Raw genomic sequence first — 26622 nt, forward strand, 5'->3', positions numbered from 1 at the left:
TATGAAGATACGGACTACTTTCGAATAATCATAGGTTAGGGTATGAATACGGCTGCTAATACGACTCCGGCGCAAATAGAATATACATATAATGATCGCTACATTAATCGTGAGCTTTCTATTCTCGACTTCCATTTGCGGGTATTGGAACAAGCGGTCGATCCTTTACATCCTTTGCTTGACCGGATGAATTTCCTACTGATTTTCTCGCGTAATCTGGACGAATTTTTTGAAATTCGCGTTGCCGGCGTGATGGAGCAACTGGACTTGGGTAATGAAAGTCGTAGTCCAGACGGTTTAACTCCGAAGCAGGTGCTGGATATTATTTCCAAAACCACGCATGAGGCAATTGACCGCCAATACCGTATTTTAAATGAACAAATTTTGCCTAAACTGCGTGAAGAAGACATCTGTTTCTTGCGTCGCGGCGAATTAACTCCGGCACAGTCGGCTTGGATCAAAAAATATTTTCAGGAGCAGGTGGCGCCGGTACTGACGCCAATCAGTCTTGATCCGGCGCATCCTTTTCCACGGCTAGTCAATAAAAGCCTCAACTTTATTGTGACTCTGGAAGGTAAAGATGCTTTTGGCCGTCAGATTGATTTGGCCGTAGTGCCTGCACCGCGTTCATTGCCCCGTGTCGTGCGCTTGCCGGATGAACTTACTGGCGGGAAAGAGCATCATGTGATGCTGTCTGCGATTATTCATGAGCATGTTTCAGACCTGTTCCCGGGCATGACAGCAACCGGCTGTTACCAGTTCCGTGTCACCCGAAATGCCGATCTCGCTTTAAACGAAGATGTGGAAGATTTGGCCAAGGCCTTAAAAGGCGAATTGAACTCGCGTCGTTTTGGTCGTGCGGTACGTCTGGAAGTGACTCATAATTGCCCGAAACATATTTATGACTATTTGCTGGATGAGTTTGATCTGGAAGAAGAGCAACTGTATAAGGTTGATGGCCCGGTTAACTTGGCACGGTTATTGTCCAATTTTAAGCGTCCACATTTACGCTATGATTCACATACGCCTATTATTCCGAAAGTGCTGAGAAAGTCTGAAAATATTTTTTCTGCCATGCAGAAGCAGGACATTCTACTCCATCATCCGTTTGAATCTTTTGCCCCAGTCATTAACTTGTTACGTGAAGCGGCACGTGATCCACAAGTTTTAGCCATCAAGCAAACGCTATATCGCAGTGGTCCGGATTCTGAAATTGTTCAGGTCTTGGCGGAAGCAGCACGTAATGGCAAGGAAGTGACAGCGGTAATTGAACTCCGTGCCCGTTTCGATGAAGAATCCAATATTGAAGTAGCGAATGTACTGCAAGAAGCTGGAGCAGTCGTCGTGTATGGCATTGTCGGTTATAAAACCCATGCCAAAATGATTCTGGTGGTACGCCGTGAAAATAATAAGCTGGTGCGTTATGTACATTTAGGTACCGGTAACTACCATGCTGGTAATGCCCGTATTTATACTGACTATGGTTTGCTGACCACAGACAAAGAGCTTTGTGAAGATGTGCACCGCATTTTCCAGGAATTAACCGGTATGGGGAAAATGGCAAAACTGAAAAAGTTATTGCATGCTCCTTTTACCTTGCATGCTCAGCTGATTAATTTTATTGATGATGAAATTGCCAATGCCAAAGCCGGCAAGCCTGCGCAAATTATTGTCAAGGTGAATGCCTTAACGGAAATGCAACTGATCAATAAATTATATGAAGCATCGCAAGCCGGTGTACAAATTGATCTGATTATCCGTTCAATCTGCTGCCTGCGTCCCGGTTTACCTGATCTGTCTGAAAATATTCGGGTACGTTCCATTGTTGGACGTTTCCTTGAGCATACCCGTGTCTATTACTTCTTGAACGGAGGAGATAGCCGGATTTACTGTTCAAGTGCAGACTGGATGGATCGAAACCTGTTCAATCGTGTGGAAGCCTGTTTCCCGATTGAAGATGCAGCATTGAAAAAACGCATTTATCAGCAAGGTTTACTGAATTATTTAAAGGATAATCAGCAAGCGTGGTTACTGCAAAGTGATGGTACATGGTTACGTGCGCAAGTTGCTGAAGGGCAAGAAGCACATAATGCACAGCGTATATTATTAGAGATGATCAAATAATCCACAATAGTGTCCCCATCTCAAATCAAGGAGTCTTTGGATTCCTTGATTTGATTGATTTATTCATAAATTATTCCCAATAAATCATCCTCAACTTAAAAAATAAAGGTTCTACGCTGGCAATTTTTCTGTAGATATTTTTAATATTGTTTTTCTAATGAATGATTAAAAAAAGGGTTGATCTTCTATCATCATGATAGAAACGGCTAATAGCAGTTCACTAACAAGCTTGTACTCACAGTGGTGGTATATTTTATTTGGTTACTTGGTGATAAAAATAAACAAACAGCTATTCCTGAAACTGGTGAATTTATAAAATAAAAGTAAATTTAAGTCTCTGTACAGTAAAGAATATTTAGATATAAATTATTTTATTTTGACTTATTTGTGGTTGAGTTATTTTCTTGTGCAAAGTACAGGTATTCTTATAAATGATGAAAAATACCCAATTATAGGGATATTAGAAGTGATATTTAGCTTATAGCATAACAGTGCTTTTTGTTTGGGTTGACTCAACAATCCTATTTCAACTCCAAGGGCTATAATATTTCTATTACAATCAGAGTAATGGAAATATTTTACCTTACATGGCTTATCTGGGTGGATAAGCTATTTTTTACCTTTCATTTTTAAATGAAACATAAAATACCTATTATCAAGTATATAAAGTAGTTGAATGGTTGCCTGGAATTGCTCACTTTTGATGGTGTTTGCAATTCAGAAGTGAGTAATTTCTTGAATGTAACTTTCTCTGTTTATCCCTATGTATGAGAAGTTGTCCATTTGTTTTAATTAAGGTTTATCCGCGTGCTAAGCATTTTTTTATGAAGAAAATAAGGCATTTGATTAAAAAAATGAGCCTGCATACTTTACATTAAGTATAAAAAAAGGAGCAGTTGCTCCTTTTAATAGATTGAATCTTTTAATGAAGAGTCTGGGTGATTTTTTGCAAGATTTGTAACAGGACATCAAACTCGCTTTGCAATGGGGTACTTTTACGTGTCACCAGGGCAAGAGTACGGCTTGGCGCTGCCTCTATAGGTTTCACCACCAAGTCTGAATTGGCTTTAATCATATGGTTATGAATCGCAATTTCAGGAAGCAGGGTAAAGCCTAAGTCTGAACAAACCATTTCTATTAGTGTCGGTAATGAACTTGCTTTTAAGCGATGATCATTTTTGCGTTCACCAATTGGACAGGCACTTAACACATGGTTGCGTAAACAATGACCTTCTTCAAGTAATACTAAGCGCGATAAATCCAGATCATCCAAACTGCGGGCATTCTGCGCATTCTGATCCGCTTTATGGTAAACCAGATACAGATTTTCTTTTGCAATTTCTGCAACTTTTAAGCCACGTGTGTCAAAAGGCAATGCCAACACGATCATGTCCAAATTACCATGTTCGAGTTTTTCGACAATTTTTTCACTTTGTGCTTCGTGCAAGTGCAGCTGAATTTTAGGAAGTTGTTTATGCACTTCATCTAGCAGTTGCGACAGAATAAAAGGTGCAATTGTGGGAATAATCCCTAAATGTAGATCACCTGTTAAAGGTTCGCTCATTTCACGACTTAAACGCATCAGGTCTTGGGCGTCTGCCAAAAGAACACGGGCTCGTGCAACAACCTGTTCACCAAGCGGAGTTAAACGTACATTTTGGCGATCGCGTTCAACAAGTACTCCACCTAGCAAGCGCTCTAACTCCATGATCCCGCCAGACAAGGTTGACTGGGTCACAAATGAACGGCGCGCAGCTTCAGTAAAATGCAGCGTTTCAGACAGTGTAACGAGGTATGACAGCTGTCTTAAAGAGGGTAATGCAGCCATAGTGTCCTAATGTTTTGATTTAAAGTGATCAGCAAATAATCCGCTCAGATATGGAATAAAATGCGGTGGGATATCATGCCCCATTCCCTCAATTAATTCAAACTTAGCATCAGTAATTGCCTTTGCAACTGCTTTGCCATGACTCGGTGGCAATAAACGATCACGAGAGCCATGTACCACGAGGGTAGGTTGCTGAATTTGCTTACCCAATTGTAGCAAAGAACCTGTACATAATATTGCTAAAAACTGTTGAAGTACACCCGCTGGATAGTAACTTCGTTGATATAATTTGCGTGCTGTCTGAATAATTTCCAGTTGATTGATATATCCAGGTGAGCCAATAATGTTAAATACCTTCACGCTATGGTTCACAATGCCTTCTTCATCAGTCGATTCTGGTCTGCCAATCAGGCTAAACAGTTGTTTGGGAAAAGGCGGTGGTAATAAAGGCTGATTGTTACTGGTAAACATCAGGCCCAGATTACTGACTTTTTGTGGATGTTTTGCTGCCAGAATTTGTGCAATCATGCCCCCCATGGAAGCGCCAATGACCGAGACTTGTTGCAGACCCAAACGATCAATCAGTAGTGCTGCATCTTCTGCCATATCATATAAGTTATATGGCGCACCTTGATTTTGTAAGCCTAAGGCAAAACGTCCCATCAATTTCAATGTGTTGAGACGTGGACCAGAATGACGAATTTTGGAAGACAAGCCAATATCGCGGTTGTCAAAACGAATTACGCGATAACCTTGGTCAATCAGGGATTTGCAGAAAAAATCAGGCCAAAACAACATTTGCGCACCCAGACCCATAATCAGCATGATGGCAGGATGTTCCGGGTTTCCACCCATTTCCACATGAAGTTCAACGCCATTACCTAAATTGACTTTGGTTTCATGCATAAAAGATGTATAGGGAGAACCCGTAAAACTGAGTGCGCTATCCATTGTTATTTTCCTAAAAAAGGACATTTTGCTGAAAAAATGTCCTTGGTATTAAAACCTTAAACTGCAGCAGGAATCAAGTCCGGCACCAGTTTGGTGAGAATCAAACGCTGTTTGGCAGCACTTGGTCCCAACAAGACAAAACCACGTAAGGTATTTTCACTATCGATGGCTTTAGCAATCATTCCATCTTCGAGTTCTTCTGTTTCCCAGTTTACATCAACGTCCACAGGTGCAGGAAGTACTGTCAGTGGTGCAGCAGGTGTTTTTACTGCAACCGGCATTGCCGGGTAATGCACATGGGTTTTTTCACCATTCAAGGTTTTGGCTAAGGCACGTGCCTGTTGCATAATTGGCATGACATATGGCAACAGCAAACCATTGACTTCGGCGCAGTCCCCAATGGCATAAATATCTGCCTGGTTGGTTTCCAGATGGCTATTGGTCAAAATACCGCGACTGCAATGAATATCAGCAGCTTTTGCTAACTCCAGATTCGGGTGTAAACCAATCGCAGAAAGTACAATGTCGGCAATCACAGACTGACCATTGGCTAACGTGATTTGATAATCGCCTTGTTCCACTTTGATGACTTTTTCAACCGTGGTGCCCAGAACGAAGTGAATACCGGTATCCTCAAGTTTTTCCTGGAAAGACGTTGCAACATGGGCGGGTAATAAGCGTCCCAAAGGTTGAGGAGCCAAATCAATCACAGTCACTTGATGGTCTGTGTTTTGCAAGTCATTGGCAAATTCACAGCCAATCAGACCGGCACCTAAAATCACCACACGTTTATCGTGATGTTGATCCAGATTTTTACGGAATGCCTTGTAGTCCTCTAAATTATTGACGACATGAATATCATCACTGCCATCGCCTGCAATCGCTACGCGAACAGGATGAGCACCCACTGCAAGAACCAGCTTGGCATAAGGCTGAGTACTTTGCTGACCATCTTTTTCTAAAATAAGCTGATGTTGGGCTGCTTGAATTTCTTTGACCCAGGTATGGGCTTCAATACGCATATTCAGTTGCGTTGCCATTTTAGCTGCATCGCCTAAAGCAATTTGTTCAGGTGCCTTGTTCCCAGCTAAAGCATTGGAAAGTGTCGGTTTGGCATAGTTTACCGCATCATCTGCACAGATCATGACCAGCTCATGCTCGGGATTAAGCTTGCGAAATTCACGTGCTGCGGTATAGCCGGCCATACCAGAACCAATGATGACGATAGGATGCATATTATTCTCCAGACTGTTTTTCTTTAATAAGACATAAAAAAAGACCATTCACTATGGTCTTTTGTATCAATAATCAGACTTCTACCATTTCGAAATCAACTTTTGATACACCACAGTCCGGGCAGGTCCAGTCATCCGGGATGTCTTCCCATTTGGTCCCTGCGACAATCCCATCTTGTGGCCAACCTTCAGCTTCGTCATAAATCCATCCACAAACGATGCATTGATATTTCTTCATTTGACTCTCCAAAACACTGACTTTTCAAAAATATGCGGTCAGTAATATTCCATATACCGTGTGACTCTATTGATATGACTTTCAATGTACACATTCAAGCAAATTTTTACGCAGTTCTATCTACAATGTAAAGCAAATATCGGAGTTTAAGGACAGAAATTGAAACCAGAATTGCTGAGAAGAACAAAACTGGTCTTTAAAGCATGAAAATAGGCAGAAGTGGAGCAATATAAATTAACTTTTCTTTTTAAGCAGTGCGACAAACAAGATTTTGGATCCCAGCGTAGTCAAAGTGGATAAGTGGTCTTTTTAGACTAAGGTCGTGCAGAAAAAAAAACCTGTATTTGTTATTCTATGATTAGATAAATCTATACCTATTATTTATTTAAAAAATTAAATAACTAAATCAGTAAGTTATAATTTTGTGATTATTTTTATTATGGTTTAAAAGTAAGCGCTGACTGGTCATAGGCCTAATAAAGCGTTAAAATTCATATATTCTCTTTTAAAATACTTTTCTCCCATGAGCAATCTGTCTACAACTTTGTGGTCTAACATTCGTACGGTCCAGGATTTCCCTAAACCAGGTATTTGTTTTTATGACTTGACTCCATTATTTATGGGAAACATTGAGTTATTAACTGACGCTTTAGTTGCCAGTATTCCTGCTGAAAAATTGGCAGAAGTCGACAGTTTTGTTGCAGTTGAAGCGCGCGGTTTTGTACTTGCAAGTTTATTGGCGCAACGTTTGGGCAAAGGTTTATTGCTGGTTCGTAAGGCAGGAAAATTACCGCCACCAGTGGTTGGTGTCGGTTATAGTCTGGAATATGGCATGGACCGTCTGGAAATGTCGGCTGATGTTCAAGCGCAAAAAATCATTATCGTAGATGATGTGTTAGCCACTGGCGGTACGCTAAAAGCAGTTAAACAGTTAGTGAATAAATGCAAGCATGAAGTTTTAGGGGCTAGTGTTTTTCTGGATTTGCCAGATTTGCATAATGACCTCGGCTTAGATATTTGGTCGGTATTAGATGAAAAATCTCAACCAGAACAAGCTGTTGCTTGATTAAAGCATGTGAAAAAAGCCTTGGTTATTCCAAGGCTTTTTTATTTTTTCAGAAAATATGTCTGCATATGCTGAAGCAGTCCATTGATATTTTCTGGACTGGCTAAACGATGATGTCCACCTTCGACGGCCTGAACCTGCATATAGGGTTCGAGTTGCTGTTGTACAGCATACATATCCAGTTCTTCATCGCCTAATTCCAGATAGGCAATTTGTGCAATATCATGTTCCAGATCATCTTCGCTAATAGGTGGATAATCAGCACGAAAGTCTGGGCTTAGGCTGGGATTGGCAATAATCGCCGGAATTTTGTATAGGACTGACATTTTTAAGGCCCAGTAAGCCCCCAAGCTATGGCCAATCAGAATTTCCGGTTGAATTTTGGCAATAATTTCCCGGTAAAAGTTAGCGACGGTTTGAAAATTCAGGTTGCGATAATCTACATCGATACAATATTTATGATCGGCGTTAATAGCATGGAATCTGGCTGATTCACGCGAAGAATCGAGTCCATGCAAAAATAGGATTTTTAAAGGGCATGTCGTCATTTTTTTAGTTCATACTTTCTTTATTCACAAAGATAGACACAGTCGAATAGATTACTTTTCAACTATTTTTCTTGAATCTATTGTAAGTGACTTGGCTGAACAAAGAAGTTAGCTTTTGGTCTAAGGTGTATTTCAGATCAATCTAATAAACTTAATTTAAAAATAAATTATTTATTAAAAATAAATGCTTGGTGTGATTTATTGTTCAACTCAGTATTCAATAACAAAATGTAGCGATGGTGTAAAAAATGGTTTCTCTACTTTCATGGACAGCATGTTTTGGAGAGTTGGCCACGCTATTGAAACATTGAGTTATGCAATTTTAATTGCAGCCTTACCTTAAAAAGTACGGCAGGTATATGGCATCCTTAGCTATAGCCAATGAACCTACGGCAACGGTATGGTTGCTACGATTGAGCGTTTGGAAGAGTTGAAAGTGGTGATCTTTAAACATTTAGCTAGGGTTTGAGAGAGTATTGAAGATTTGGAAGGTGAAGAAGTTAAAAAATGGAAGGGTGCTTTAGAGAAATATGTTCTGGAGCAGATAGATGGAAAAAACATACTCAGGGTGAATGTAGGTAGGTCTAAAGGCTATCGGGAAATGATGGAAAACGGGTTTAAAAAGGGTTATGAGACTGTTAAACAGCTTACCGAAGCCTAGCCAGATGAAGTAAAGAACCCGGCTTTTAGCAAATCAGTGCATTTGTATAGCAATAAGACATTCGAAATTTGCACTAAATCTGCTATGCTATGCAACTTCCGTTTTTTACACATATTCGAGGCAGAGATGACGCAACATAACGCTCAATCGACTTCTGAACCACACATTTCCGAAAACGATTTAATTGCACAGCGTCATGCCAAGTTAAAGCAGATTCAAGACCACGCAAAAGAAACTGGTATTAGTCCATGGCCAAACGCGTTTAAGCGTGAGCACTATGCACAAGATTTACAAGACCAATTTGCTGAAAAATCTAAAGAAGAAATTGAAGCTGGCGAACACGTCCATGTAAAAGTGGCTGGTCGCGTGATGTTGAACCGCGGGTCATTCATTGTGATCCAGGACATGACTGGCCGTATTCAGCTTTATGTTGCACGTAAAGAACTTGCACCTGAAGTACTGGAAACCATCAAGAGCCTGGACCTGGGCGATATCATTGCAGTTGAAGGTTATATCGGCCGTTCCGGTAAAGGTGACCTGTATGTACACATCGAGAAATTTGAACTTTTAACCAAGTCACTGCGTCCACTTCCAGACAAATTCCATGGCTTAACTGATACAGAAGTCAAATACCGTAAACGTTATTTGGATTTAATCGTAAACGAAGAAACCCGTAAAACCTTTGAAATTCGTGCCAAAGTGGTTTCTGGGATTCGTGCCTATTTAAGCAATGAACGCTTCATGGAAGTGGAAACGCCAATGATGCATGTAATTCCAGGCGGTGCTTCTGCGCGTCCGTTTGAAACGCATCATAATGCCTTAGATATGCCGTTATTCTTGCGTATTGCACCTGAGCTTTACCTGAAACGTTTGGTGGTAGGTGGTTTTGAGCGGGTGTTCGAGATTAACCGTAACTTCCGTAATGAAGGGGTTTCAACCCGTCATAACCCGGAATTCACCATGATTGAATTCTATCAGGCTTATGCAGACTATAAAGACTTGATGGCTTTAACTGAAAATATGCTTGAGAAACTGGCGCTAGATATCCTGGGTACGACAGACGTTCCTTATGGTGAAGAAGTGTATAGCTTCAAGGGTCCATTCAAGAAAATTTCCATGTTTGATGCCATTCTGGAACACAACCCGCAATTTACACCTGAAAATGTATCTGACCGTGAATTCCTGGCGAAATTCATTCAGGAAGAATTGAAAGAACAGGTGAAACCTGGTTTTGGCCTAGGTAAACTGCAAACCATCGTATTTGAAGAAACGGTGGAAACCAAACTGCGTCAACCGACATTCATTACCGAATATCCAGCGGAAACTTCTCCATTGGCGCGCCGTAATGATGAAAATCCGCACATTACTGACCGTTTTGAATTCTTCATCGGTGGTCGTGAATTGGCCAATGGTTTCTCGGAATTAAATGACCCGATTGACCAGGCAGAGCGATTTCAGGCACAGGTTGCTGAAAAAGATGCCGGCGATGATGAGGCGATGCACTTCGATGCAGACTTCATTGAAGCCCTTGAATACGGTCTTCCTCCTACAGCAGGCGAGGGTATTGGTATTGACCGTTTGGTGATGATTTTTGCCAATGCACCAAGTATCCGTGACGTGATTTTGTTCCCGCATATGCGTCATAAACATGCATAAGTGGTGAAGATTAAAAACCCGCTTCATGCGGGTTTTTTATTGCCTGAAGCTTATGATGGCTTGAAAATCAGGCAAAAAAAAATACGCAATGATTGGGGTGATCATTGCGTAGAACAACGAATCTGTTTGCACAGTTCGGTTAAGGAGAATGTTAGAACTAGGGGTAGCTCTAAGCATTTAAGACATCTTAAAATGAATGTTGAGTCATTTCATGATGCTTTCAGTTAAGTTGTGTTAATTCAGGTTAATCACTCTGGGTTAGTGTGATTGATTGCTCATTTTTTTAGCTATAAAAAAGCCCCTCTAGAAAAGAAGGGCTTTTAAAAATATACAGTGTTTAGAAGTGGAAAACGCCAAGTCCTGCTTTCACTTCATCAAGCGTTTGCTGGGTAATATCACGGCACTTGTCAGTCCCGGTTTTTAGAATATCCATGATGTAGTCAGGATCTTTCTGTAATTCCATACGACGTTCACGAATAGGGCCAATCAGTTCTTTCAAAATGCCTTCAAGACGTTTTTTCACCGTACCATCGCCCAAACCGCCACGACGATAATGTGCTTTTAACTCTTCCAGCTCTTCTTTGTTGGTATCAAATGCATCTAGGTAAGTAAATACCACGTTGCCTTCCACCTGACCTGGATCTTCAATACGCAAATGATTTGGATCGGTATACATGGCATTCACAGCTTTTTTGATGTCCTTGTCAGATGCATCCAGCACAATGGTATTGCCCAAAGACTTCGACATTTTTGCTTTACCGTCGAAACCTGGTAAACGACCAACATTGGAAAGCAGTGCCTTACATTCAGGTAAAATCTCGCGACCAATCTGACGGTTTAAACGACGCACGATTTCGTTGGTCTGTTCGATCATTGGAATTTGGTCTTCGCCCACAGGTACGACAGTGGCTTTAAATGCTGTAATGTCAGCGGCTTGTGCTACAGGGTAACACAGGAAACCTGCCGGAATATCGCGCTCAAAACCGCGCATCTGAATTTCAGATTTAATGGTCGGGTTACGCTCTAAACGAGATACAGTGACAAAGTTTAAATACAACATGGTCAGTTCATTCAGTGCTGGCAAGCAGGACTGAACACAGATCGTGGTTTTGGTCGGGTCAATACCTACAGCCAAATAATCTGTTGCCACTTCAATAATATTACGGCGTACTTTTTCAAAGTTATCGGCGTTGTCGGTTAAAGCTTGGGCATCAGCAAGAAGGAGATGTTGATGGTGAGAATCCTGTAAACCTACGCGTGAACGTAAAGAACCTACAAAATGACCTAAATGAAGTTGTCCGGTTGGGCGGTCGCCAGTCAAAATAACAGGACGATTGTCTTGATTACTCATTATCTCTCTATTCCAAAGTAGTGAACACTACATACTTATATGCTGATGTATTGCCTTATTGTACGGCATAATGTTTTTGAATGTCAGGCACTATAAAAACAGATCATTGAAAAAATAAGAACAATTTAATGATGTGGATACAGTTTTTTTGAATCTTTCTCTTTAAAATAGCCGATAGAACCTTTAGGGATAACAGGAATGGCGAGTAGTTTATTAATATTATTAGATGATATTGCAACTGTTTTAGACGACGTTGCTGTCATGAGTAAAATGGCGGCAAAAAAAACCGCAGGCGTATTGGGTGATGATCTGGCACTCAATGCCCAACAGGTGAGTGGCGTGCGTGCAGAGCGTGAGCTGCCTGTGGTTTGGGGGGTAGCCAAAGGCTCTTTTGTGAATAAGCTGATTCTGGTGCCTTTGGCGTTACTGATTAGTGTGATCGCGCCGTGGCTGATCAATCCGTTATTGATGGTTGGTGGTCTGTTCCTGTGTTATGAAGGGGTAGAAAAAGTACTGCACAGTTTGCAGCATAAAAAAGCTACGACGGAAGAAGCAGCTGAAGCAGAATTCAATGCCATTGAAACCGATTTGGCCAAGTTCGAGAAAGAAAAAATCAAAGGTGCGATTCGTACCGACTTTATTTTGTCTGCTGAAATTGTGGTGATTTCATTGGGTACCGTGGCAACAGCTGCTTTTGGTACTAAGGTGATGGTGCTTTCAGCGATTGCGATTATCATGACCATTGGGGTATATGGTTTTGTCGCCATGATTGTCAAAATTGATGATTTGGGATTGTACTTAACCAAGCAGGCATCGGGTTTCAAGCAAACTGTGGGACGCGGTTTGCTGGCGTTTGCCCCAAAACTGATGAAAACTTTGACCATTGTCGGAACCATTGCCATGTTCCTAGTGGGTGGCGGAATTATTACTCATACCATTCCATGGTTTCATCATTTCACTGAAGATTCGGTCGATTATGTACAACACCTTCCTTCAATGGGCAATATTATTGGTGCAGTGACCCCGACCTTAATTAATCTGGGGATTGGTTTTGTTGCTGGATTGTTAGTTTTAATTATGGTTAGCGTTATTCAGAAGATGAAGTCCAAGTCAAAACAGGCTTAATGATGAAAAAGCTCGCTAAAATAGATTGAGCTAATTCTAAGGAAAAGCACTATGCGCTGGAAAGGACGTCGAATCAGTAGCAATGTAGAAGACCGTCGTGGTGGTGGCGGAGCTAAAGCAGGTGGGATTAGTATCTTGGGGCTGATCGTCGCATTCGTGGCCTGGAAGTTTTTTGGAGTTGATCCTCAACAAGCCTATCAGTCCACCAAACAGGTCACTTCACAATCACAACCGGCTGAAACCAGAGGTTTGGAGAATCCAAGCCCAGAACAGCAGGAAGCCATGGATTTTGTCGGTACCGTATTGGCAGATACCGAAGATACCTGGTCGCAAGTGTTCCAGCAGCAGCTTAATGCGCAGTATGCCGCACCGAAACTGGTGATGTTTAATGGCATCGTGGATTCGGGCTGCGGTACCGCACAATCTGCCATGGGGCCTTTCTATTGTCCTTCAGATCAGAAAGTGTATATCGATACGGCTTTCTTTAAGGATATGCGTCAGCAAATGGGTATTTCCGGTGAGCAAAACAGCACGGAATTGTCCCGCCAGGATCAGGCCGGTGATTTTGCCCAGGCTTATGTGGTGGCTCATGAAGTGGGACATCATCTGCAAACGCTGTTAGGTATTTCAGCACAAGTGCAAAAAGCCCGTGCCCAATCGAGTGAAGTGCAAGGTAACCAGCTTTCTGTACGTCAGGAATTACAGGCAGACTGTTTTGCCGGGATTTGGGCGTATCATAACCAGCAACGAACCCAGTTTCTGGAGCAGGGCGATATTGAAGAAGCTATGGATGCAGCGCATAAGATTGGTGATGACTATTTACAGAAACGTGCGACCGGGCAGGTGGTACCCGATAGTTTTACTCATGGCAGCAGCCAGCAGCGCATGAAATGGTTTGAAACCGGTTTGAAATCGGGAAATATCAACGATTGTGATACTTTTAATCAAGCCATTTAAATAGAAATGAGACATTAAAAAAGAGGATTTAATATCCTCTTTTTTGTTAACCATGAATAAACTGTTTAAAGTTTCGGATAATTCGAATCGATACATACAGTGCTGCCAATGCAAACAGTGCCATACTAAACAGGTGATATTTTAAATCTGAAATATCAGTCTGATAAAATTGCTCAATTTGCGGCTTGGAATAAGACCATTGCTGCTGCTTTTGGGTCAGGCTATTTTTATAATTGATTTGCTGGATATAGAATTGCTGCCCAATTTTTAATAGCTCTAATTGCTGGATTTGTCGGGTATGGGACTGGTTATATTCATTTGTACAAATATCTTGCAGATAATGCTGGCAGTTTAATTTGGCAATATAACCATTCTGTGCGATCACAATATAAATGGCCTGATCCGGGCGTTGATTATTCGAGACCAGCACCAGTTGTTTGTCAGGTGTAGATTTTAAGGAAATCTGCGTAGCGTACTGAAAAGCTTGATCTGCTTTTATAATTTCTCGGCTTTTTGAAAAAATACTCAAAAATAAAGTCAAGGTAATAAGAAAAATGATCCCTGCAAAAAAAAGCCGAAATATGGTTTTAACTGTTTGATGCATGGTTAAATTCAACTTAATGTAGAGAGAAATGAAAGAAACGAGGAGATACTAAATAAAAGGATCTTGGGCTATGTTAAATCATTGCTAAAAATATGTAAAAAAACTTAACTATTTTGTGGGTCAAAGAAAAAATGGTTAAACTGATTCGGTGAATAAATAGTATTGAATTAAATATTTATTTGGAAATGGTGGGATGCGTTCGCTTTATTCCAATCAATCGCTCAAATTGGAACTTTAATGGGAAATTTCTTTTTTCTTCAGGTCTTTACAGTTATTTTTGCGCTTTCAATTGCAACGACTATTTTTAATAAGCGTATTTTAGGTTTCCCACAGGCGATAGGTGTACCCATTGTTTCGGCAATTTTCGTCTTTATTTTACAATGGGGTGCTAGTTTACTCAGTGGCAACAAGTTCATCACCATTAATATTCACAATATTGAAGAAGCAGTTCGTCATATTGATTTCTATGATTTTTTAATCAATGGCGTGATCTGTTTTATCCTGACCTCTTCCGCTTTAAAATTTAAAGTGTCCGATTTAAAAAGCCACTGGAAACCGATCAGTATTTTGGCCAGTATTGCACTGGTGCTGTGTGCGGTGTTTTTTGGTGTCACTTTATATGGCTATCAATTCCTGATTGGCAAGCATGTCGATTTATTGGTGCTTTTACTGTTAGGTGCTGCATTGGGTGCGACCGACCCGATTGGAATTAAAGGTGTACTCAGTTCGGTACGTGCACCGCATCACCTGATGGTCAAACTGGAAGGTGAATCACTGTTTAATGATGCCATGTGTATCGCCGTATTCATGACTTTATTATATGTATTGCAGGGTGAACATTTTACTATTATAGGTACTTTGCAAACTTTGCTTTACGAGATTGTGGTGGCCATAATTATTGGCTGGGGTTTTGGTCTGGGCATTTTAAGATTACTTCGTGGCAAACACGAAATGGAATCTTTGATTTTAACCACCGCATTACTGGCTTGTGGTTCATACTTGGTGGCTTTATTTGCCCATGCTTCGGCACCAATTGCCTGTGTGATTGGCGGTTTGGTGGTTGGGAATAAGTGGAAGGAAATTTTACAGGAACGTGAAATTCGTGAAGTCAACCATTTCTGGCATACAGTTGAAGGGATCATCAATTCCTTCTTGTTCACCTTGATTGGTCTGGAACTGTTTATTCTGGATTTAAGCATCAGCCTGATTTTAGGCGGTATTGTGGCGTTCCTGATTCTGCATGCTTCGCGCTTTGCTGCCAACTATCTGTCCTTTGCCTTTTTTCCGAACTTTAGAAACAAAAGCTATAATGGTAGTTTAGCAATTTTATCATGGGGTGGGGTGCGTGGCGGAATCTCGCTGGCCTTGATTTTGGCGGTGGCGAATATTCCTGAACTCAGTGAGTACAGCAGTATCCTGGTAGGCTATACCTTTATTGCCGTTTTACTTTCCGGCGTAGTCTGTGGACTGGGTTTGCCTGCGGTCATGAATGCCTTTTATTATAACCCCAATGAAGAAACCACGGGTTTTAAGGGCTGGTATCAACGCTTGTGTCATAAAATGAATCGCAAAGGCTTTCAGTATATTGTCGGTGAAGATGCCAACGGCAATGAAACTATTACCGTATATAACCCGGATGCCTTAATTGATAAAAAAGCCGAAGATGGTGTTGCAGTCATGCATAATCCAGAGAAGGTACAAGTCGTGAAACGCTTGGAAAGTCCGGATAATTTCTAAGTGTAAAACACAAATAAAAGAAGCTCATAACGGGCTTTTTTTATAGCTTGAAAGTTTAAATGGGATGATTTAAGGAGCTTATATGTCAGAACATTCAGGTCGCTCCAGTGATGAGTTGGCGCGTCAAATTCTGCAAGTGATTGCCTTAATTCCATATGGTAAAGTGGCCAGTTATGGACAGATTGCCCGTATGGCAGGTTTGCCGAAACATGCGCGTTTAGTCGGTTATCTATTAAAGCATCTGGATTCAGCGGCGGATATTCCCTGGCATAGGGTTATCAACTCTCAAGGAAAAATTAGCCTAAGCAAATTAAATGAAAGCGGAGAAAATATTCAACGATTAAAATTAGTGGCAGAAGGGGTAATGGTGATTGGAGATAAAATTAATTTAAAACAATATCAGTGGATGAATAGTTGATAAAAGCTGTAGATGATCAGAATAAAATTTTCCCACCTTTAGTTAAAGATGGGAAATATAAGGGAATATTATTGGCGAACAATCAGCACCGGAATATGAGATTCTCCGAGTACACTTTGAGCAACGCTACCCAAGAACAATTTTTTCAGACCTGTACGGCCATGTGAACCAATGATGATCAAATCAGCATGGCTATCTTCAGCAGCTCTCACAATTTCACGGTGAATCACTTGTCCTTCAAGAAGTTTAGTTTCCACTTCAAGGCCTTGTTCATTGAATTTTGCCTTTGCTGCTGCTAGCGAATCAACAATCGCATTACGAGCACGTTCAATCAAGTCATTGGTTTGGCTAGCAGAAATGTATTCTGCTGCGATATACGGATCAAGTGCTAAAACTTGAACTACTGTAATTTTGCTGCCAAATGCTTTAGCAAATTCAGCTGCTTTAGCCACTGCTGCATAAGCTGTTTCTGAACCGTCAATTGGGACTAAGATATTTTGATAAGCCATGTGTATTTCTCCTTATAATCCTTACTAAAATGTATCGTATTAAGACTAGAACTTCTTGTTCAATAAAAACGTTTGAAATTTGATACTAGCTGTATTTCTATTAAAATAAAACCTAGTAATTTCATGGGGATAATTTATTCCCTAAAACAATTTTATAATTTAATCTATCATGATTTTGTTTAAAAACTAGCGGGCTTAAAACTAAAGTCTGAGGAAATTGTAAGCAGATTTTTTATTTGCAACCATCTGTAAAAATAGATGTGAACAGTTCTTTAAAATTGTCATATCATAAATGTAGTAACTTATTAATAATGAATTAAAAAATGCATGAAAAAGATCAATTAAATTGGCAACGTGACAATTTTGAAAATATTAATGAAGCCTGGGAAGGAGATTTATGGGATCGGAAACGTTTAGGGGAACAACTGACTAACTATGTAGATCGTTTGCAATGCGGTGCGGTATTGGCTTTGGATGCACGTTGGGGTGAAGGTAAAACATGGTTTGTTCGGCATTGGGCTAAACATTTAAGTGATACGGATCATAATGTGATTTATCTGGACGCTTTTGCAAATGATTATTTAGATGATCCTTTTTTAGTGATTAGTTCTGAGATCACAAGTTGTTTATCTAAAGATTGTGATCTTGACCAAAAACATATAGATGCTTTTAAAGGAAAAGCTGCAGCTGCATATCACGCATTGTTACCTAGTTTACCTAAGGTTCTATTAACTTTAGGATTGAATTTAATTAGTGGTGGAGTTTTAGGTACAGCTGTACAAGAGGCTTATAAGGTTGGAGAGAAAGCTGTTGAGTCTGCAACTGATGAAATAGGCGATAAAATAAAAGAAAGCATTGACGAAAAAATAGAAGCACATGAAGCAGATAAAAATACTTTATTAGCATTTAAACAGCAACTATCTCAACTAGCTGAAGATTTAGATAAACCATTAGTATTCGTTATTGATGAGCTTGATCGTTGTCGTCCTGATTTTTCAATTCGTTTAATTGAACGTATTAAACACTTCTTTGATATTCCTAAAATAGTTTTTATTTTGGTAATGAATAAACCACAGCTCTTGCAGTCTGTTAAAAGCTATTATGGGTATGATTCGAAGTTGAATGGAGATTATTTTGAAAAATTCATTGATTTTACAGTACATCTTTCTTCAGGAAAGTGTGAAAAAAATTATGAAAATATTATCAAAGAACAACTCTTTCGAATAGGAGAGTTGACTAATAAAGATGAAGTGAACGAGTTCTATTTTTGGGTTTTAGCTTTACAATTAGAGAAAAAATTAAATCCGCGTGAGTTAGTTAAAAAGCTAAATCAATATGCTTTATTAAGGACAAGTGAAAATAACAAGAATTTAATTCTTATTAGCCTAATGATGACACCGTTATCGGTAAAACATGATTATATTAGGTATTTTGAAACAATTATTAAAATCTTATCTAATAATCTGTATTTAAATAAGAGAGATTTTATGAAAAAACATAATCTTAATTTAAGTTTTAATACTAAGTTTGATGCAATTACTGATACTACATGGGTGCGAGATATATTGAAATGGGATTATAAAATTGAAGATTTTTTTATGGGTAGCTTTATTCATGAGCATCATAATATTGAGCGAATTAGAGATGATGCTAGTTGGAAAGAAAGCAAGTACATAGAGTATTTGTCTGCATTTTCAATAAGCCCTCTGAGTAAAACTAGTGATTTTATTGAATCTTGGATGAATTATATAAAAACTGGACTGTAATTTTATGAATTAGATATAAAATTTACCAAGCTAGCCACATCATCCGTCTGCAACTGCTCACGCATCTTTAAAAACTGCTTTTCATCTAGCTCATAAAGCTTAAGTGAAAGCAGTTTTTCTATATCAGCTTCGGGGAAACGGTATTTAATAATTTTTGCAGGCACACCACCGACCACGGCATAAGGTGGTACGTCTTTGGTGACGACAGCGCCAGTCGCAACTACAGCACCTTCGCCCATCTTCACGCCTTGCATAATCATGGCACGTGAGCCAATCCAGCAGCCATCACCAATCACGGTGTTACCCGCAGGCACAAAACTACGGGTATCAAACGGAAAAGCTGAAATCCAATCCGTACGGTGTAATTGGTTGCCGCCCATCATAATCACGCATTCTGCGCCAAAACAGACGAAATTACCGATATAGAGCTGATCGATAGGCTTCTCTGGTGTAGCGGGCTTGTCATGCAGATACCTCACCACACAACGCTCAAATCCCTGATCCCAATAGGCTGAGTAATAGCTGTAATTGCCCTTGATGTGAATGTTTGGATTCTTCACCGTTTCCGAGATGAATTCGAACTCGCACCAGTGATTCACAGGGGAATTAATCAACTTTTCAGACATGAGTGGGCTATAACAACAAGGAATGCGCCATTATACCGAATTGCTGTCAAGCTGAATCAATAATCTTAATTCAGCGAGTGAAGCAAATCCTAAAGCATGTGCTGATATGATCTATGCACTTTTAGGAATACGGGCAATGACTTTAATCTCAAAATCAAAACCTGCCAGCCAAGTCACGCCCACAGCTGTCCAGTTGGGATAAGGCTTTTGTGTAAATACCTGATTTTTAACTTTCATGATGCTTTCAAATTGCCGTTCAGGATCGGTATGAAAGGTGGTGACATCAACAATATTGTCAAAGGTACAACCAGCAGCTGCCAATGTCGCAGCTAAGTTTTCAAAAGCCCGTTGCACTTGCTTTTTGAAATCAGGTTCGGGGCTGCCATCTTCTAGACTGCCTACTTGTCCTGATACAAATAATAAATTGTCTGATTGTATGGCGGCAGAGTAACCATGTTGTTCATAGAGTGCATGGCGGTCTTTTGGAAATATTGCAGTTCTAGTCATGTTTATTCTCATTCAATATCTAGTTTAAATGTTAGGTTTTAAAAGCAGCCTCGCTTTTCACATACACCTCGTATGTAAACATAATTGACATACGATCCGTATGTCAATTAAAATTTTACGATGATTATGTGGTGAAACTAATGTCTGTTCGTGAACAAAAAATGGCGGAAACCCGCAAAAAACTCATAGAAGTCGCACGCCGTGCCTTTGCTGAATATGGTTATGCAGACACCTCAATGGATAAACTCACGGCAGAAGCAGGGCTGACCCGTGGTGCGCTGTACCATCATTTTGGCGATAAACGGGGCCTATTTGCTGCTGTGGTCGATCAAATTGATTCGGAAATGGCGGAATATGCCGGGCAACATCTGGGACAACCTAAAGATCTTTGGGAAGGGTTGATGCTAGAAGGGCGGACCTACATTGAAAATGCTCTAAATCCTGAGTTTCAGCGTATTGTGCTGCGTGATGGACCTGCGGTATTGGGTGATCCTGCACATTGGCCAAGTCAAAATAAATGCCTGCAGTCCACGCGTGAGTGCGTAGAGCAGTTGTTGGCAGCAGACCGGATTAAAGTAGTCGATCCTGAAGCAGCGGCCGTATTTTTAAATGGTGCTGCCATGAATGCGGCACTGTGGGTCGCCTCAAGTGAGCATCCTGAGAAGGTCCTGCATGAGGCTTTACATGCATTTCAGTTATTTGCATCGGGACTTTTAAAATAAGCTGGAACTCAGCTTTCTGTAGCAGAAGACTGAATATAAAGAACCCCTCATCAGAGGGGTTCTTACAGCCTAAAATATCTATTTAAAACTTAGATATATTCAACTTTTACAATTTCGTATTCAACTTCGCCTTGCGGAGTAACGATTTTCACTTCGTCGCCTTCGTTTTTACCCAACAGGCCACGTGCGATCGGAGAGTTTACTGAGATCTTGTTGATCTTAAAGTCTGCTTCGTCATCGCCAACAATTTTGTAAGTCTTCTGTTCTTCTGTGTCGATATTTTCAATTGTTACCGTTACACCAAAAACCACACGGCCATTTTGCTCAAGTGTTTTTACATCAATGACTTGGCACGCACCGAGTTTACCTTCGATGTCCTGAATACGACCTTCACAAAAGCCTTGCTGTTCACGCGCTGCGTGGTACTCTGCATTTTCTTTCAAGTCCCCATGTTCACGTGCTTCAGCAATCGCTGCAGTAATACGTGGACGGTCAATACTTTTTAGTTGGTGTAATTCTTTCTCTAGGGCAATTTTGCCTTCAGGAGTCATAGGATAACGTTGCATTGTTGTCCCTCTAAGTTAAATTAAAAAAAATACAGCTGGTTTATAAATAAAAAAAGCCCGCCACCGAGAGGTAGCGGGACTTCTCGGTAACTTAATTAACCTTTGGTAAGGTCTTGCAAGCGGTAAACATCCATCGGCAATTTAATTGCTAAAGCTTGACATACAGCGTCTGCGCCATTCAAAGTTGTTGTGTGATACACCTTACCTTGAAGAGCAGAGCGGCGGATCGAGAATGAATCCTGCTGAGCTTGTTTGCCTTCAGTTGTATTGATAATGAGGTGAATCTCGCCATTTTTCAAGCGGTCAACAATATTTGGACGGCCTTCAGTTACTTTATTCACACGTTCACATTCAATACCTGCTGCTTTAATCACGTCATAGGTGCCGCCAGTCGCAAGAATTTTGAAGCCGAAACCAGCTAGCTGCTTCGCAATACCAACAGCACGAGGCTTGTCAGAATCACGTACAGAGATGAATGCATGCTTCACTTCCCCTTCGGTTGGAAGGCCAGGTAAGCGTTCATTCGCGCCTAGTACAGCTTTGTAGAATGCTTCGCCGAATGTTTTACCTACACCCATCACTTCGCCAGTCGATTTCATCTCAGGGCCAAGGATTGGGTCAACACCCGGGAATTTGTTGAATGGGAACACCGCTTCTTTTACAGAGAAGTGTTTAGGAATAATCTCTGAAGTGAATCCTTGAGATTCTAGAGATTGACCCGCCATACAACGTGCAGCAACTTTAGCTAAAGATTCACCGATACACTTAGAAACGAACGGTACAGTACGAGACGCACGTGGGTTCACTTCAAGAATGTAAACATCAGTGCCTTTAACCGCAAACTGAACGTTCATCAAACCAATTACGCCAAGCTCTTTCGCCATGGCAATCGTTTGACGGCGCATTTCGTCCTGTACTTCTTGAGATAAAGAGTAAGGAGGAATCGAACATGCAGAGTCACCTGAGTGAATACCGGCTTGTTCAATGTGCTGCATGATACCGCCGATCACAACGTCTTTACCGTCAGATACGCAGTCCACGTCAACTTCGATGGCATCATCCAAGAAGTGGTCAAGAAGAACAGGCGCTTCGTTCGATGCCTGAACTGCATCACGTAGGTAGCGTTTCAATTCGTCATCGTTGTAAACGATTTCCATCGCACGACCACCAAGAACGTAAGAAGGACGCACCACCAGTGGGTAGCCAACTTTCGCCGCTTCAGCCATACCTTCTTCAGCAGATTTTACGATGCTGTTGTTCGGCTGACGAAGTTGCAGACGTTGAATCATTTGCTGGAAACGTTCACGGTCTTCTGCACGGTCAATCGCATCAGGTGATGTACCAATAATTGGCGCACCAGCTTCTTCCAAAGCACGAGCCAATTTCAACGGTGTTTGACCACCGTATTGTACGATAATGCCTTTAGGCTTCTCGACACGCACGATTTCAAGTACATCTTCAAGGGTAATCGGTTCGAAGTACAAACGATCAGAAGTGTCGTAATCTGTAGAAACCGTTTCAGGGTTACAGTTCACCATGATGGTTTCATAACCGTCTTCACGCATGGCAAGGGCAGCGTGTACACAGCAGTAATCGAACTCGATACCTTGACCAATACGGTTAGGACCGCCACCGATGACCATGATTTTGTCTTTAGTCGATGGATTCGCTTCACATTCTTCATCGTAAGTTGAGTACATGTACGCTGTATCAGATTCGAATTCAGCGGCACAGGTATCTACACGTTTGTAAACTGGAGTCACACCCAAGTTCCAACGGTGTTTACGGAATTGTTTTTGTGAAATGCCCATCAAGCCAGCAATACGAAGATCTGACAAACCTTTACGTTTAAATGCACGGATATTGTCGGCATTTAAGTCACCAAAACCTAAAGTTTTGATTTGGTTTTCAGTTTTGATGATGTCTTCGATCTGGATCAAGAACCAGCGGTCAATATTTGTTGCAGCAAATACTTCGTCTAGGGTGAAACCATGACGGAATGCATCGCCTACGTACCAGATACGCTCAGGACCTGGAACTTTAAGTTCTTGCAGGATCTTTTCTTTCGCGCCTTCAGTACCCACTTCGATTTTTTCATCAAAGCCGCAAGCACCCACTTCAAGACCACGAAGCGCTTTTTGCATAGACTCTTGGAAGTTACGACCAATCGCCATCACTTCACCTACAGATTTCATCTGCGTGGTTAAAGTTGCGTCCGCTTGTGGGAATTTCTCAAAGTTGAAACGAGGAATCTTGGTAACAACGTAGTCAATTGCAGGTTCGAATGATGCAGGTGTTGTACCACCAGTGATGTCGTTTTTCAACTCATCAAGGGTGTAACCCACAGCCAGTTTCGCAGCAATTTTCGCAATCGGGAAACCAGTTGCTTTAGATGCCAATGCAGATGAACGAGAAACACGTGGGTTCATCTCGATGACAACCATACGACCGTCTTTCGGGTTAATACCGAACTGAACGTTCGAACCACCAGTTTCAACACCAATTTCACGAAGTACAGCTAAAGAAGCGTTACGCAGTAACTGGAATTCTTTGTCTGTAAGCGTTTGAGCAGGAGCAACAGTAATTGAGTCACCTGTGTGCACGCCCATTGGGTCAAAGTTTTCAATGGTACATACGATGATACAGTTGTCGTTTTTGTCACGAACAACTTCCATTTCGTACTCTTTCCAGCCAATGAGTGATTCATCAATCAATAACTGTTTAGTTGGAGAAAGATCGAAACCTCGTTCACAGATTTCAATGAATTCTTCACGGTTATACGCGATACCGCCGCCTGAACCACCCATGGTGAATGAAGGACGGATAATGACCGGGAAGCCGAAGCGGGCTTGAATTTCAAGTGCGTGTTCCATTGACTCAGCAACGTCAGCTTTTGGACATTCAAGACCAATTTTACGCATTGCCTGGTCGAAGAGTTTACGGTCTTCAGCTTTTTCGATCGCTTCTTTGGTCGCACCGATCAATTCAACATTGTATTTTTCTAAAATGCCGTGCTCGTCCAGGGCAAGGGCACAGTTCAATGCAGTTTGACCGCCCATGGTTGGAAGAACTGCATCTGGGCGTTCTTTCTCAATGATTGCAGCTACAGTTTGCCAGGTAATTGGCTCGATGTAAGTTGCATCTGCCATAGCAGGGTCAGTCATGATGGTCGCTGGGTTAGAGTTGACCAAAATAACACGGTAGCCTTCTTCACGAAGTGCTTTACACGCTTGAGCACCTGAGTAGTCAAACTCACATGCTTGACCGATCACAATCGGACCTGCACCGATAATTAAGATGCTTTTAATGTCTGTACGTTTAGCCATGATGCTTCCTTAATTACTTCTTAGATGCTTCGATAAGTTCGATGAAATGATCGAACAATGGTGCGCAGTCATGTGGACCAGGGCTTGCTTCAGGGTGACCCTGGAAGCTGAACGCAGGTTTATCTGTGCGATGCATACCTTGCAAGGTTTGGTCGAACAGTGATTTGTGCGTTGCTTTCAAGTTAGCCGGTAGCGTATCTGTATCTACTGCGAAGCCGTGGTTTTGAGAAGTAATCATCACTGTACCATCTTCAAGATTTTGTACAGGATGGTTGGCACCGTGGTGACCGTGAGGCATTTTCACAGTTTTTGCACCTGAGGCAAGTGCAAGAATCTGGTGACCTAAACAAATACCAAATACTGGAATTTCAGTCGTTTCTACAATTGTTTTTACAGCTTCAATTGCGTAGTCACATGCTGCTGGATCGCCGGGACCATTTGACAGGAACACGCCATCCGGATTCAAAGCAAGGACTTTTTCTGCAGGAGTTTCAGCAGGTACAACAGTCAATTTACAACCGCGGTCCGCGAGCATACGTAAGATGTTGGTTTTGACACCGTAATCGTATGCAACAACATGGAATTTAAGTTCAGGTTGAGAGAACCCTTTGCCTAGAGTCCAAGAGCCTTCTGTCCATTCAAAACCTTCAGGGTCGCAGCATTCTTTAGCAAGGTCTAAACCATTTAAACCGCCAAAAGCACGGGCTTTAGCTAAAGCGTCTTCCTCTGTAGCGTTTTCGCCAGCAAGGATACAACCGTTTTGTGCACCTTTAGATCGCAGAATACGCGTTAGTTTACGAGTATCAATGTCTGCGATAGCCACAACGTTGTGTTGTTTAAGATAATCACCAAGTGATTGCTCAGCACGGAAGTTGCTATGCAATAAAGGAAGGTCACGAATGATCAATCCGTTGGCCCAAACTTTATGAATTCGACCTGACTCAGCGTCTTCATCATTACAACCTGTATTACCAATATGAGGATAAGTCAGGGTGACAAGTTGTTGTGCATAACTAGGGTCAGTCAAAATTTCTTGATAGCCAGTCATGGCAGTGTTGAAAACGACTTCACCAGTCGTACTACCCGATGCGCCAATTGAAGTACCTTTAAAAATAGTACCATCGGCAAGGGCTAAAATTGCTGGGGTGCTCAAACCAAAGCTCCTGAAATTTAGGCTGTAAAAAAGCGAGTAGACGAAAAAAAAGGAAGGCTATTATAAAACCTATCCTCCTTGTCTGCTCGCTTGAACTTAACACGGCATTATACGCAGAAATAGCCTTTAAGTCCAACGGCTTTACAGCAAAAGTATGAGATAAATCCCTTGCTTTTTGGCTTAAAGTCTGTTTCTGCATCTATGTATGTAAAATGTAAGCAAATTAGAATTGTCTAACAAATCAAAACTTAAATTTTATCAAAACGGAATACGCTAGAGCTCTCATGTAATAACTATAGGAAAAAAGATCATGACCTTAGAACACAAGCCAACAAAAGCAAAAACTACCTTAAAGGAAGTGGTTGCAGAAGGTGCGGACAAGTTGGAACAGGCATCTAAAGAAGCACAGCAAAAAGTGACAGAAGCGGTGACAGAATCTACTGAGAATGTAAAAGCAGAGGCAAAGGAGGTACAGGCAAATGTTCAAGAGCAGATTCAAAGTTTAAAACAAGACCTTTTTCAGCGTATTGAAACCATTAAAAAGCAACTCAATTTTTCACAGAAAGATTTGGCAGAATTGAAAGAGTTCGTAAAAGCTGAATTTAATGCGGTGATTGAAGACTTATCGAAACTTGGCAAAGAGTTAAAAGACGATGTCAACCAAATTTCAGTGAAACATAAAGATCATCTGGCTGAAACTTTAAAACGTTCTAAAGAACATACTTTAGATGTGTGGAAAAAGGTGTCAGTGAAGTCGGATGAGGAACCTACTTTAAAAAGCTGACATATAAGTAGACATGTCTGCTTATACTGGCGAGGAAGAGAGCGTTCAAAATTCTGTGTCAGCCGAATTGGCTAGAGTTTAATTATATCATCGAGCCTGCCTTCAAAGTAAATCGATAACTGTGTGATGGTTTGCCCCCAGTTTGTCACCGGCATTGTCCATTT

Annotated in this window: 24 protein-coding genes; 11 read left to right on the plus strand and 13 right to left on the minus strand. The window is 41.1% G+C overall.

The window, feature by feature from the left end; all coding sequences use genetic code 11:
* Window positions 1-42: 42 nt before the first annotated feature.
* The gene (gene ppk1, locus FTT83_RS08770) at window positions 43-2124 is read left to right on the plus strand and encodes a polyphosphate kinase 1 (protein WP_180042939.1); all 2082 of its coding nucleotides are present in this window, start codon (window positions 43-45) and stop codon (window positions 2122-2124) included.
* Between the two features lie 922 nt (window positions 2125-3046).
* Here ppk1 and oxyR read toward each other — a convergent pair.
* The 4 genes from oxyR to rubA form a co-directional block, all read right to left on the minus strand.
* Entirely contained in the window at window positions 3047-3952 is a 906-nt protein-coding gene (gene oxyR / locus FTT83_RS08775) for a LysR family transcriptional regulator OxyR (RefSeq protein WP_180042940.1), read from the minus strand.
* 6 nt (window positions 3953-3958) lie between these two features.
* Window positions 3959-4903: an esterase EstB gene (gene estB, locus FTT83_RS08780; protein WP_218948902.1), complete on the minus strand. Its 945-nt coding sequence runs from the start codon at window positions 4901-4903 to the stop codon at window positions 3959-3961.
* 56 nt (window positions 4904-4959) lie between these two features.
* Entirely contained in the window at window positions 4960-6138 is a 1179-nt protein-coding gene (locus FTT83_RS08785; RefSeq protein WP_180042941.1) for an NAD(P)/FAD-dependent oxidoreductase, read from the minus strand.
* Between the two features lie 73 nt (window positions 6139-6211).
* Window positions 6212-6376 (minus strand): rubredoxin RubA, encoded by a 165-nt coding sequence (gene rubA / locus FTT83_RS08790; protein ID WP_086195931.1) that lies wholly within the window; start codon window positions 6374-6376, stop codon window positions 6212-6214.
* A gap of 523 nt (window positions 6377-6899) precedes the next feature.
* Between rubA and FTT83_RS08795 the strand changes: the two genes are divergently transcribed.
* Window positions 6900-7442, plus strand: coding sequence for an adenine phosphoribosyltransferase (locus tag FTT83_RS08795; RefSeq protein ID WP_086176209.1), 543 nt, complete (start codon window positions 6900-6902; stop codon window positions 7440-7442).
* 41 nt (window positions 7443-7483) lie between these two features.
* On the opposite strand, the gene FTT83_RS08800 is transcribed toward FTT83_RS08795, so the two are convergent.
* The gene (locus tag FTT83_RS08800; protein WP_180082782.1) at window positions 7484-7990 is read right to left on the minus strand and encodes a YqiA/YcfP family alpha/beta fold hydrolase; all 507 of its coding nucleotides are present in this window, start codon (window positions 7988-7990) and stop codon (window positions 7484-7486) included.
* A gap of 484 nt (window positions 7991-8474) precedes the next feature.
* Here FTT83_RS08800 and FTT83_RS08805 point away from each other — a divergent pair, with 484 nt between their 5' ends.
* Both FTT83_RS08805 and lysS read left to right on the plus strand, forming a co-directional pair.
* Entirely contained in the window at window positions 8475-8651 is a 177-nt protein-coding gene (locus FTT83_RS08805) for a hypothetical protein (RefSeq protein ID WP_180176534.1), read from the plus strand.
* A 126-nt stretch (window positions 8652-8777) separates the two neighbouring features.
* The gene (gene lysS / locus FTT83_RS08810; protein WP_218944789.1) at window positions 8778-10307 is read left to right on the plus strand and encodes a lysine--tRNA ligase; all 1530 of its coding nucleotides are present in this window, start codon (window positions 8778-8780) and stop codon (window positions 10305-10307) included.
* A 337-nt stretch (window positions 10308-10644) separates the two neighbouring features.
* Here the strand turns inward: lysS and trpS are convergent, their stop codons facing one another.
* On the minus strand, window positions 10645-11658 hold the full coding sequence (trpS, locus tag FTT83_RS08815) for a tryptophan--tRNA ligase (RefSeq protein WP_086195927.1): 1014 nt from the start codon (window positions 11656-11658) through the stop codon (window positions 10645-10647).
* 198 nt (window positions 11659-11856) lie between these two features.
* Here trpS and FTT83_RS08820 point away from each other — a divergent pair, with 198 nt between their 5' ends.
* Complete coding sequence (locus FTT83_RS08820; RefSeq protein WP_086195926.1) at window positions 11857-12783, plus strand: DUF808 domain-containing protein; 927 nt, start codon at window positions 11857-11859, stop codon at window positions 12781-12783.
* A 51-nt stretch (window positions 12784-12834) separates the two neighbouring features.
* Window positions 12835-13740 carry a neutral zinc metallopeptidase gene (locus tag FTT83_RS08825; RefSeq protein WP_086195925.1) on the plus strand — a complete coding sequence of 302 codons (906 nt, stop codon included), beginning with the start codon at window positions 12835-12837 and terminating at the stop codon, window positions 13738-13740.
* A 46-nt stretch (window positions 13741-13786) separates the two neighbouring features.
* Here FTT83_RS08825 and FTT83_RS08830 read toward each other — a convergent pair whose 3' ends face one another.
* Window positions 13787-14344: a hypothetical protein gene (locus FTT83_RS08830; RefSeq protein ID WP_086195924.1), complete on the minus strand. Its 558-nt coding sequence runs from the start codon at window positions 14342-14344 to the stop codon at window positions 13787-13789.
* A 237-nt stretch (window positions 14345-14581) separates the two neighbouring features.
* Here FTT83_RS08830 and FTT83_RS08835 point away from each other — a divergent pair, with 237 nt between their 5' ends.
* Window positions 14582-16081 carry a sodium:proton antiporter gene (locus FTT83_RS08835; RefSeq protein WP_180176535.1) on the plus strand — a complete coding sequence of 500 codons (1500 nt, stop codon included), beginning with the start codon at window positions 14582-14584 and terminating at the stop codon, window positions 16079-16081.
* Window positions 16082-16163: 82 nt separating this feature from the next.
* The gene (locus tag FTT83_RS08840) at window positions 16164-16499 is read left to right on the plus strand and encodes an MGMT family protein (RefSeq protein WP_180042946.1); all 336 of its coding nucleotides are present in this window, start codon (window positions 16164-16166) and stop codon (window positions 16497-16499) included.
* 68 nt (window positions 16500-16567) lie between these two features.
* Here the strand turns inward: FTT83_RS08840 and FTT83_RS08845 are convergent, their stop codons facing one another.
* Complete coding sequence (locus FTT83_RS08845) at window positions 16568-17008, minus strand: universal stress protein (RefSeq protein ID WP_180176536.1); 441 nt, start codon at window positions 17006-17008, stop codon at window positions 16568-16570.
* A gap of 323 nt (window positions 17009-17331) precedes the next feature.
* Here FTT83_RS08845 and FTT83_RS08850 point away from each other — a divergent pair, with 323 nt between their 5' ends.
* On the plus strand, window positions 17332-18774 hold the full coding sequence (locus FTT83_RS08850; RefSeq protein WP_180176537.1) for a P-loop NTPase fold protein: 1443 nt from the start codon (window positions 17332-17334) through the stop codon (window positions 18772-18774).
* A gap of 2 nt (window positions 18775-18776) precedes the next feature.
* Here the strand turns inward: FTT83_RS08850 and FTT83_RS08855 are convergent, their stop codons facing one another.
* Both FTT83_RS08855 and FTT83_RS08860 read right to left on the minus strand, forming a co-directional pair.
* Window positions 18777-19400, minus strand: a complete 624-nt coding sequence (locus FTT83_RS08855) for a CatB-related O-acetyltransferase (RefSeq protein ID WP_180042949.1) — start codon at window positions 19398-19400, stop codon at window positions 18777-18779.
* A 111-nt stretch (window positions 19401-19511) separates the two neighbouring features.
* The gene (locus FTT83_RS08860; protein WP_086196280.1) at window positions 19512-19907 is read right to left on the minus strand and encodes a RidA family protein; all 396 of its coding nucleotides are present in this window, start codon (window positions 19905-19907) and stop codon (window positions 19512-19514) included.
* Window positions 19908-20047: 140 nt separating this feature from the next.
* Between FTT83_RS08860 and FTT83_RS08865 the strand changes: the two genes are divergently transcribed.
* Window positions 20048-20629, plus strand: coding sequence for a TetR/AcrR family transcriptional regulator (locus FTT83_RS08865; RefSeq protein ID WP_086196279.1), 582 nt, complete (start codon window positions 20048-20050; stop codon window positions 20627-20629).
* Between the two features lie 89 nt (window positions 20630-20718).
* On the opposite strand, the gene greA is transcribed toward FTT83_RS08865, so the two are convergent.
* From greA to carA, 3 genes are all read right to left on the minus strand, one after another.
* Window positions 20719-21195 carry a transcription elongation factor GreA gene (greA, locus tag FTT83_RS08870; RefSeq protein ID WP_086196278.1) on the minus strand — a complete coding sequence of 159 codons (477 nt, stop codon included), beginning with the start codon at window positions 21193-21195 and terminating at the stop codon, window positions 20719-20721.
* A gap of 95 nt (window positions 21196-21290) precedes the next feature.
* Window positions 21291-24521 (minus strand): carbamoyl-phosphate synthase large subunit, encoded by a 3231-nt coding sequence (gene carB, locus FTT83_RS08875; RefSeq protein WP_086196277.1) that lies wholly within the window; start codon window positions 24519-24521, stop codon window positions 21291-21293.
* Window positions 24522-24534: 13 nt separating this feature from the next.
* Window positions 24535-25674, minus strand: coding sequence for a glutamine-hydrolyzing carbamoyl-phosphate synthase small subunit (gene carA, locus FTT83_RS08880; RefSeq protein WP_086196276.1), 1140 nt, complete (start codon window positions 25672-25674; stop codon window positions 24535-24537).
* Window positions 25675-25984: 310 nt separating this feature from the next.
* Between carA and FTT83_RS08885 the strand changes: the two genes are divergently transcribed.
* The gene (locus FTT83_RS08885; RefSeq protein ID WP_086196275.1) at window positions 25985-26458 is read left to right on the plus strand and encodes a hypothetical protein; all 474 of its coding nucleotides are present in this window, start codon (window positions 25985-25987) and stop codon (window positions 26456-26458) included.
* The last annotated feature ends 164 nt before the right edge of the window (window positions 26459-26622 follow it).

Source organism: Acinetobacter sp. YH01018 (genome assembly GCF_013420295.1).
Taxonomy (GTDB): domain Bacteria; phylum Pseudomonadota; class Gammaproteobacteria; order Pseudomonadales; family Moraxellaceae; genus Acinetobacter.

What these genes read in the sequence shown, in the direction of transcription:
- FTT83_RS08830 (WP_086195924.1), bottom strand. Translation starts at nt 14,344, where the DNA reads ATGCATCAAACAGTTAAAACCATATTTCGGCTTTTTTTTGCAGGGATC.
- FTT83_RS08860 (WP_086196280.1), bottom strand. Translation starts at nt 19,907, where the DNA reads ATGACTAGAACTGCAATATTTCCAAAAGACCGCCATGCACTCTATGAA.
- lysS (WP_218944789.1), top strand. Translation starts at nt 8,778, where the DNA reads ATGACGCAACATAACGCTCAATCGACTTCTGAACCACACATTTCCGAA.
- ppk1 (WP_180042939.1), top strand. Translation starts at nt 43, where the DNA reads ATGAATACGGCTGCTAATACGACTCCGGCGCAAATAGAATATACATAT.
- FTT83_RS08785 (WP_180042941.1), bottom strand. Translation starts at nt 6,138, where the DNA reads ATGCATCCTATCGTCATCATTGGTTCTGGTATGGCCGGCTATACCGCA.
- estB (WP_218948902.1), bottom strand. Translation starts at nt 4,903, where the DNA reads ATGGATAGCGCACTCAGTTTTACGGGTTCTCCCTATACATCTTTTATG.
- FTT83_RS08835 (WP_180176535.1), top strand. Translation starts at nt 14,582, where the DNA reads ATGGGAAATTTCTTTTTTCTTCAGGTCTTTACAGTTATTTTTGCGCTT.
- greA (WP_086196278.1), bottom strand. Translation starts at nt 21,195, where the DNA reads ATGCAACGTTATCCTATGACTCCTGAAGGCAAAATTGCCCTAGAGAAA.
- FTT83_RS08865 (WP_086196279.1), top strand. Translation starts at nt 20,048, where the DNA reads ATGTCTGTTCGTGAACAAAAAATGGCGGAAACCCGCAAAAAACTCATA.
- oxyR (WP_180042940.1), bottom strand. Translation starts at nt 3,952, where the DNA reads ATGGCTGCATTACCCTCTTTAAGACAGCTGTCATACCTCGTTACACTG.
- FTT83_RS08795 (WP_086176209.1), top strand. Translation starts at nt 6,900, where the DNA reads ATGAGCAATCTGTCTACAACTTTGTGGTCTAACATTCGTACGGTCCAG.
- FTT83_RS08845 (WP_180176536.1), bottom strand. Translation starts at nt 17,008, where the DNA reads ATGGCTTATCAAAATATCTTAGTCCCAATTGACGGTTCAGAAACAGCT.
- trpS (WP_086195927.1), bottom strand. Translation starts at nt 11,658, where the DNA reads ATGAGTAATCAAGACAATCGTCCTGTTATTTTGACTGGCGACCGCCCA.
- carB (WP_086196277.1), bottom strand. Translation starts at nt 24,521, where the DNA reads ATGGCTAAACGTACAGACATTAAAAGCATCTTAATTATCGGTGCAGGT.
- FTT83_RS08840 (WP_180042946.1), top strand. Translation starts at nt 16,164, where the DNA reads ATGTCAGAACATTCAGGTCGCTCCAGTGATGAGTTGGCGCGTCAAATT.
- FTT83_RS08825 (WP_086195925.1), top strand. Translation starts at nt 12,835, where the DNA reads ATGCGCTGGAAAGGACGTCGAATCAGTAGCAATGTAGAAGACCGTCGT.
- FTT83_RS08800 (WP_180082782.1), bottom strand. Translation starts at nt 7,990, where the DNA reads ATGACGACATGCCCTTTAAAAATCCTATTTTTGCATGGACTCGATTCT.
- FTT83_RS08885 (WP_086196275.1), top strand. Translation starts at nt 25,985, where the DNA reads ATGACCTTAGAACACAAGCCAACAAAAGCAAAAACTACCTTAAAGGAA.
- rubA (WP_086195931.1), bottom strand. Translation starts at nt 6,376, where the DNA reads ATGAAGAAATATCAATGCATCGTTTGTGGATGGATTTATGACGAAGCT.
- FTT83_RS08850 (WP_180176537.1), top strand. Translation starts at nt 17,332, where the DNA reads ATGCATGAAAAAGATCAATTAAATTGGCAACGTGACAATTTTGAAAAT.
- FTT83_RS08820 (WP_086195926.1), top strand. Translation starts at nt 11,857, where the DNA reads ATGGCGAGTAGTTTATTAATATTATTAGATGATATTGCAACTGTTTTA.
- FTT83_RS08855 (WP_180042949.1), bottom strand. Translation starts at nt 19,400, where the DNA reads ATGTCTGAAAAGTTGATTAATTCCCCTGTGAATCACTGGTGCGAGTTC.